The sequence below is a fragment of the Deltaproteobacteria bacterium genome, assembly GCA_019308925.1.
Lineage (GTDB): Bacteria > Desulfobacterota > B13-G15 > B13-G15 > RBG-16-54-18 > JAFDHG01.
On record JAFDHG010000014.1, the window covers coordinates 54,388 to 60,854 of the forward strand.

6 protein-coding genes are annotated in these 6,467 nt (G+C 45.9%); 4 read left to right on the plus strand and 2 right to left on the minus strand.

What is annotated here, in order from left to right; all coding sequences use genetic code 11:
* Positions 1 to 6: 6 nt before the first annotated feature.
* The gene (locus JRI46_03770; GenBank protein MBW2038700.1) at positions 7 to 1,956 is read right to left on the minus strand and encodes a tetratricopeptide repeat protein; all 1,950 of its coding nucleotides are present in this window, start codon (positions 1,954 to 1,956) and stop codon (positions 7 to 9) included.
* Between the two features lie 20 nt (positions 1,957 to 1,976).
* The gene (gene guaB / locus JRI46_03775) at positions 1,977 to 3,440 is read right to left on the minus strand and encodes an IMP dehydrogenase (protein MBW2038701.1); all 1,464 of its coding nucleotides are present in this window, start codon (positions 3,438 to 3,440) and stop codon (positions 1,977 to 1,979) included.
* Between the two features lie 195 nt (positions 3,441 to 3,635).
* On the opposite strand from guaB, the gene JRI46_03780 reads away from it, so the two are divergent.
* From JRI46_03780 to JRI46_03795, 4 genes are all read left to right on the plus strand, one after another.
* Positions 3,636 to 3,890 (plus strand): hypothetical protein, encoded by a 255-nt coding sequence (locus JRI46_03780; protein MBW2038702.1) that lies wholly within the window; start codon positions 3,636 to 3,638, stop codon positions 3,888 to 3,890.
* Between the two features lie 66 nt (positions 3,891 to 3,956).
* Positions 3,957 to 4,244 carry a hypothetical protein gene (locus JRI46_03785; GenBank protein MBW2038703.1) on the plus strand — a complete coding sequence of 96 codons (288 nt, stop codon included), beginning with the start codon at positions 3,957 to 3,959 and terminating at the stop codon, positions 4,242 to 4,244.
* A 146-nt stretch (positions 4,245 to 4,390) separates the two neighbouring features.
* A complete protein-coding gene (locus JRI46_03790) occupies positions 4,391 to 4,585 on the plus strand; it encodes a hypothetical protein (protein ID MBW2038704.1) in 195 nt (64 codons plus the stop codon).
* 281 nt (positions 4,586 to 4,866) lie between these two features.
* Positions 4,867 to 6,249 carry an ATP-binding protein gene (locus tag JRI46_03795; GenBank protein ID MBW2038705.1) on the plus strand — a complete coding sequence of 461 codons (1,383 nt, stop codon included), beginning with the start codon at positions 4,867 to 4,869 and terminating at the stop codon, positions 6,247 to 6,249.
* The last annotated feature ends 218 nt before the right edge of the window (positions 6,250 to 6,467 follow it).

A 6,467-nucleotide genomic window follows, 5' to 3' on the forward strand; every position in this document is an offset into this window, starting at 1 on the left:
TCTCTATCACCTCCTTATTCCCTCCAGTGGGAAGGGGGGTTCAAATACCTCCAGCCCTGCCTTCTTATATGCCCCTTTGAGCACCAAGAGATAAAATATGGCAAAGACCACGGTGATCAAAAGTCCTCCCCCGTAAATGCCATAGATAGCGGAGGGGATGGGAGGTGGTACTATCCCCTTCCAATAGTAGAACTTTCCCAAAAAGACAAAGAATATCCAAAAGAAGAAGAGACCACGCAAATTATAACCCTTCCAGATATGGCCACCTCCAGGGAGAATAATGGGGACCAAGCGCTCATAAAGCCCACTTCGCCTCTGGAACACCTTTATTTCCTTCAACTTGGTCTCCTTCAACCCCTTATCCATCTCTTTCCCCTTCAAGAGCCGAAAACACCTGATACATATCGTCTTTCTCCCTTCCTTCCTGGCATAGGTCTGGGTGCTGGTCAACCCGCAAAGGGAGCACCTCCACCAGCCCATCCTCCCCTTGCTCACATATGACAAAATGATAAAAAGAACGAAGAAAACCAGGGGGGAGATAAAGGGGAAACGGGGAGAAAGATTGCGGAGCCAGACATCCAATATGAGAAAAGAAGGGCCGGTCCTTCGCCAAAGCTCGGCAAAGAACCTCCTTCTCAGACGTTCCAGAGGGATGATCTCATCTATCACACTCCGATTGGGGTGAGGGGAATCGATCTCCAAATGGGCCCCGATTATCTTTGGGCTTAGCTCCTTGGCCCTTTGAAAGTTTTTATCGGCATCCTGCAAGAGGAGCATCGACTTTTGTGAGAGGGCCTTGCTCAAATTGAAGTAATAGACACCGTTGTAGGGATTTACCTCGATGGCCTGTTCATATAACTTAATCGCCTTTTCTGGCTCGCCAAGGGCCAAATAGAGGTTTCCAAGGTTGGAGATGGCATCAGGGTCTGTGGGGTTTAGGCCCATGACCTTCTGGTAATATCTGCTCGCCGCTGTATAGTCCCCCTCTCTCTTGAAGGCCAAGGCCACGGTAAACAGGGCATCTCGATCTCTCGGATGTCCCTGGCTCCAGAGCTGAAGCCTCTCCAAGGCCTTCGGCTCCCTCTCCCCATAGGTGGTTTCGTAGATGTCAAAGACCGTCTGGATCTCAGGACCTTCTACAGAAGTAAAGAGGGCCTTCCCGACAGGGGATATATAGGTAACGAGAAAGAGGGAAAGGACTAAGACCCCCCTCTCCCCCCGGGTGAGATACCCCCAGAGGATAAGACACCAGAAGAGGCCACACCAAATGATATTGAGCCTCAAGAGGAAGGGGAGAAAGAGGAGAAAGATCCTTCCCACCCCTCTTATCATCTCATATCTTTCCCCTGTTAACTCCTCTTTTAACGCGTGGATATATACCGGTAGCCGTTTAAACAAAACCAGCACACAAAAGGCCAGGACGGCCAAAAGGGCACCGAGGCCCAAAAGATAGAGGAGGTTCAGGCCTTGACCAGTGGCCAGGGGTAAATTGCGGGTATAGGCTCTTATACCCTCAAAATATTTCTCCAGGGTTGGATATACCCTCCACCTCTCCTTTTCCCAGATGATCTGACCCGTATAGAAATACACATAGGGTAGATCTGGGGCCATCCTCTGCGAGAATTCCCCCAACTTCATCGCCTTATTCTTGTCCTCCAGCTTAATACCCTCTCTTATCAACAAAAGGGCATATCCCCACAAGTTTACGATCCCCTTATCGAACTTTAGGTTAACAATCTCCTCCAGTTGCTGCTCACCGGCCATGGCCCCTTCCGTGGAGATCGCCTCTTGCCTCTGGACCCACAACCCCTGGAAGCCTATCTCTTCCTGGGCAGGGGAAACCAATTCAACCTCTTCTTCCCCTGGCTGTTCTGCTCCAAAGACCCTCACTACTCCGAGAAAAATAAAGAGAAGGAGGAAGGAGAATATACACCAACTCTTAAATCTTTTGCCCAAGATATCCTTCCCATCCACCACTATTCAAGGCGATAATTTGGGGCCTCCTTGGTTATGATTACATCGTGGACATGGCCTTCGCGCAAACCTGCGCCGCTTATCTTAATAAAACTGGTTTTTTCTTTCAAGTCTTTAATATTTCTGCACCCTACATAGCCCATACCCGCCTTTAAGCCCCCGATCAACTGATGAATGCAGAAGGAGAGGGACCCCCTGTAAGGTACTCTACCCTCTATCCCCTCGGGGACCAATTTTCCTTCCTCCACATCACCCTGGAAGTATCTGTCTTTACTCCCCTCTCGCATGGCCTCAAGGGAACCCATTCCACGGTAGACCTTGTAACTGCGCCCTTGATAGAGGACCATCTCTCCAGGACTCTCATCTGTACCAGCGAAGAGGTTACCGATCATCACCGTGTCCGCCCCGGCAGCTATTGCCTTGGCTACATCACCGGAGTATTTCACTCCCCCATCAGCGATAAGAGGGATTTTGTGCCTTCGGGCTACCTTGGCGGCCTTCATGATCGCCGTTATCTGCGGCACCCCAATCCCTGCTATCACCCGGGTGGTACATATGGATCCGGGACCCACCCCTACCTTGATGGCATCGGCCCCCGCTTCGATCAGGGCAGCCGCCCCTTCTTCGGTTGCCACATTACCGGCGACGATCTGACAGGCCGGGAACTCCCTGCGAATCCATTTCACCGCCTCGATCACCCCCCGGGAGTGCCCGTGAGCGGAATCGACCACAACTACATCTACCCCTGCCTCGATCAGGACCTGAGCCCTCTCCTCTAAGTCCTTCCCCACCCCTACGGCGGCACCTACCCTGAGGCGGCCCAGATAATCCTTACAGGCATAGGGATGGCTCTCCATCTTCTCGATGTCCTTGATGGTAATCAGCCCCTTTAGATTGTTCTCCTCATCCACCACCAGCAACTTCTCTATCCGGTGCTTGTGAAGGATCTCCTTTGACTCCTCTAAGGTGATCCTTTCGGGGACGGTCACCAAGTTCTCTTTCGTCATCACCGTGGAGATCTCTGCATCCAGCCTTTTCTCAAACCTCAGGTCACGATTGGTCAGGATCCCCATCAACTTGCCGTTTTTGGTAACAGGGACCCCTGAGATCCTATACCTTCTCATCACCTCCAGGGCCTCGTATATCTTATGTTCAGGTTCCATGGTGATGGGGTCGACGATCATGCCACTCTCGGACTTTTTCACCTTGTCCACCTCAGCCACCTGGGCCGAGATGGCGAGGTTGCGATGAATAACACCTACACCCCCCTCCTGGGCCATGCTGATGGCCGTCCTGGACTCGGTGACCGTATCCATGGCCGCACTCAACAGGGGGACATTAAGACTGATAGAATTGGTGAGCCTGGTGCTGACGTCTACCTCTTGAGGAAGAACTTGTGATTCCGCGGGGACCAAGAGGATATCGTCAAAGGTCAAACCCTCCTCTATATCTGCCAGTTCTCCCATAAGCCCTCTCCTAATAAAAAGGGGGAAACATTTTTCGCAATATATCAAAAGCACCCCCTTGATGTCAACAAGGGGAAAAGGGGGATCAACCAAGCCTTTCTCCCAAGAGGAACTGGCCTGAGGAGTCCCTTGCCTTCTACAATAATTTACCATATACTGAACAAAAAGTTGTGGGGAGGAGAGGGTGCAGTGTCGTTGACAGAGGCTGACACCAGGGTAAAACTTATTGACCCCGCTTTACATCGTTGCGGCTGGGCAGAAGACCTCATTCGCCGTGAGGAGACAGATCGTGGAATTGATGTTGTTGAGAGTGAACCCCTAAGAAGAAAGAGAGGTTATTTGCGGCATGAGAACAAAAGGAATAAGGGCAGATTGGAACAAATTCGAAGAGTGGGAAAGAAAATATACTATAAAAAATCTCAAGAAACTTACTCCAACAGAAAAGATTAAGATCTTAGAGGATCTTTATAAAACAGCCCTGAAAGTGCGTGAAAGTTTAAGGAAAATGGATCCCAAATGATTATTAAAACCCTGAAAGACATTGCTACAAGCCTTAACAGGGAAGGAATCCCATTTATGGTAATAGGCGGCCAGGCAGTGGCCATTTATGGCAGACCAAGGTTTACACAGGGTATTGATATCACAGTTGCCTTGACCCCGGATGAGGCAGAAAAAATTCTCAGGGCTGTAGATGAATCATTTAATATCTTACCAGAAGATGTTCAAAGGTTTGTCAGAGAAACCTGGGTCTTGCCATTAGAACATAGGGAAACAAAGGTATGGAGGTCCAAGGGGAAAAAATAGATATTGGAGAGATGGAAAGGCTAATAAAGACCTTTGGCACAGGTAAAGAAGGAAAAGAATGGCGGAAAAGATGGAAGAAGCTGAAAAAGGAGCTCAAAAAATAACTGAAAAACATCCGCATACTGAGCAAAAGGTTGGGGGGGAAGATGGATAAATCATCATCTCAAAAGTGGAAACATCCTGGGGGCAACCTCAGAGAACTTGGGCCAGAAAACCTTTCGGATGCCGATCTTCTTGCCATCCTGATCTCTTCGGGTATCAAGGGCAAACCTGCGGAAAAGATTGCTGAAGAAATTCTCGCAAAATTCGGTTCATTTAAGGGAATGACAAACCGGCCTTAAAAAACTTTAGATAAGGGCTAGGTGATGAGATGCCCTATCCGAATGATTTTGAAATCGGATGCAAAGTCAGAGTTGGAGAAAAGATAGGTGAAGTCATAAAAGTCGATGTTCGGGGGAACGGCTACTATTATCAAAGTTGCCTTAGAAGAAGGACCGGCAAGGGGCATTGTCTTTCCACCTTCTAAAATAGAAAAATCCTTTCGCCAAATAACTTGACTTCTTTCATGTCAATAGTATACTTAAGAGTATAATACTTCAAAGTATACAAATTTGAGGTTACTATGTTTGTTAATAGGACTGGAGAGCTTAACTATCTGGAAAACTTATATAAGAACAGAGGTGCCCGTCTTCTAATTATCTACGGGCGACGGAGGATTGGAAAAACTGAACTTCTTAAACAGTTTTCTAAGGACAAAAAGCACCTCTTTTTCTCCTCTGATCTTTCTTCCCAACAGGAGCAGTTAAGACAATTTACTGAAAGGATATATCAAATAACTGGGGAATCATTTCTAGAAACCCAACCTTTTACTTCATGGGAGGCTTTATTCAGATATATTTTTGATCGTCTAACAGATAGGATTCCTCTTATTATAATTGATGAATTCCCTTACCTTTGTGTCAGCAATGATGCTCTTCCCTCAGTATTGCAAAAAATATGGGATGAAAACGTCAAAAAAAGTAACATTTTCCTTGTGTTGTGTGGTTCTTATATGAGTTTTATGGAAAAAGAGGTTCTGGGACACAAAAGTCCTTTATTTGGGAGGCGAATTGGACAGATTGTTTTGCAATCCCTGCATCTTGAAGATCTTCGTGGTTTTTTCCCTAATTATTCAAAGGAGGAAAGGGTTTACACTTATGCCATACTTGGTGGCACCCCCGCTTATCTCCAACGATTTGATGAAAAAAAGACCATAGAACAAAATGTAAAGGAGGAGATCCTGAGTAAGAATGCCTTTCTTTATAGTGAACCTCGCTTCTTGCTTGTAGAGGAGTTGCGAGAACCTTCCATATACTTTTCAATACTAAAAGCAATCGCCTTCGGAAAAACAAGATTAAATGAAATAGTTCAGGAAACAGGGATTGATGACAGGCACAAGGTTAATAAATACATCACAGTGCTTCGTGAATTGCATATTGTAAGAAGGGAAGTACCCGTGACTGAAGAGAAACCACATAAATCCAGAAAAGGCATTTACATACTTGATGATCCCTTTTTTAGATTCTGGTTTAGATATCTTTTCCCAAATATGAGCTATCTTGAAGAAGGTGATATTGATTATGTGTGGGAAGAAAAAATAAAGTTCGGTTTTGATAGTTTTGTTGGGTTTATATTTGAAGACATATGTATTCAGAAACTTAAGCGGTTAAACAGAGATAATAAACTTCCATTCAAGGCAAAAAATATTGGACGATGGTGGAATGGGAAAGATGAAGTCGACATTGTTGCTTTAGATGGTGAGGGTTCTTTTATGTTTTGTGAATGCAAGTGGACGGCGAAAAAGATAGGTGTGAGTGTATTAGACGAACTAAAAAGAAAAGCAGATAAGTTTTCTGGAGTAACACGAAGATATCTTGGTTTCTTTTCCAAGTCGGGATTTAGCAATGAACTGGAGGACCTATCACGGAAAAGGGATGATATATTCCTCTTCCCCTTTGATGATTAAAGCGTATACTTTGAAATATTATACTTTAAAGTATACTGTATATGTCTTTTAGAATTTGGACTGCGACAAGACGATAAGAAGATACAAATGGGTAGGAGAACAGGGGAAAATTAAACTATGAGGTTAAAAAATGGATTCATCATCTCAAAAGTGGCGACATCCTGGGGGAAAACTCAGAGAACTTGGGCCAGAGAGTCTTTCGGATACTGAACTTCTTT